Origin of the sequence: Candidatus Hakubella thermalkaliphila (genome assembly GCF_013281975.1) — a bacterium.
Classification (GTDB): Bacteria; Actinomycetota; Humimicrobiia; order Hakubellales; family Hakubellaceae; genus Hakubella; species Hakubella thermalkaliphila.
This window is the reverse complement of the sequence record NZ_BLRZ01000263.1, coordinates 1-1,247: the sequence shown is the minus strand read 5'-3', so window position 1 is coordinate 1,247 and position 1,247 is coordinate 1. Positions and strand designations below refer to the sequence as shown.

At 44.0% G+C, this 1,247-nt stretch carries 2 protein-coding genes; both read right to left on the bottom strand.

Going from position 1 to position 1,247, the window contains the following annotated elements:
* Positions 1-43: 43 nt before the first annotated feature.
* A complete protein-coding gene (locus tag HW443_RS11405) occupies positions 44-529 on the bottom strand; it encodes an IS1096 element passenger TnpR family protein (RefSeq protein ID WP_246273161.1) in 486 nt (161 codons plus the stop codon).
* Positions 530-992: 463 nt separating this feature from the next.
* On the bottom strand, positions 993-1,247 hold a 255-nt coding region (locus HW443_RS11400), incomplete at its 5' end, for a YgiT-type zinc finger protein (protein ID WP_176238246.1).

Below are 1,247 nucleotides of genomic sequence, written 5' to 3'. Positions count from 1 at the left end.
CCTATTATGCTGTGTTATCTGACGTTCGCCACGCATTGTGTTCCTATCCTGCATATCCACACATTCCAACCCGTGGAGAATTAACCACGGGTAAGAACATCTCTTCGCCGCACTCATGCTCCCGGGCACACTCATCACAAAGCCATCCTCCACCTGACCAGATACATTCAGTGCACACCAGTGTAGCAATTTTCCCACACGATTCACAGGCTATCGGGGGAGGGTCATTCCTGGCCAGAAGCTGCATGGACTTACTCTTAGCTTCACCTTCCAGTTCTGAGACAACTCTCAGGGTAAGATCCGTAGTGGTGCCGAAGTCGTACTCATGATAAAACTTCATTCCAGGGCCAAGTATATCACCCAGCCTAATCTTCATGCCTCTTTCCTCATACTCTCTCATCGGACTTATGGAGTATATTGTCCCTTCGATTGTGAATGCACTCAGGTGTCCACAGCATTCCAACCAGATATCTCTGAGGAAGTCGTCCAAGTCTTCAAGCGTTGCATTAGCTGGCGCGCAAAGATGCATCCAATACTCAGGCAAGTCGCGTCCCTCAACCACAAGATGAAAACTCTTTGTTTTCTGCAAATTCCGCTTCTCCGCTGGTGTCTCCGAGGCAGCTTTTCTTTGCTTGCATGACTTCAGATGTCTAGTCATTGCCGCCTTACTAAAAGTAGCATTACAAAAACTACACTTTCCCTCTGACATATACCTTGTCATTTTTAACACCTCCTAATAGTATCGTACTCGATAACTTGTTCACCACAATAATATCCAGCAAACAATCCATGGAACAAAGGAAACAAGTATGTAAAGCATGCCAGGTATTTTCTTAATTTTGTCACTATTCGTTATTTTCATCATATCATCTTATTTGGCGCCATGAACGAATTGCGTATAACGGCTGAGCATTTACGAACTTGCGAAGCAAGTTAGGCGAAGTGAAATGAAGCCGTAAATGCTCTGTTATCTGCCGTGCGTCCAAAAAGGTTTAACTTACTCCAGTTGCTCCTTCGTACTTTATAAGGGGAACGGATATAAAAGGTGCTTTGTCTATACGCTTACTATCCTTAAGGAGTTCAGCAATATATTCTCCCACTTCTGCAGTAACAACTTTTTCACCACATTGAGGGCATACCCCTACTGGAACATTCTCAATAACTACCCACTTGTCCTTAATCCAGAAGCTTTGTTGGATATTTCTCTCCTCAAGTGGTGTGTTACATATTTCGCATTCTCCATAGTT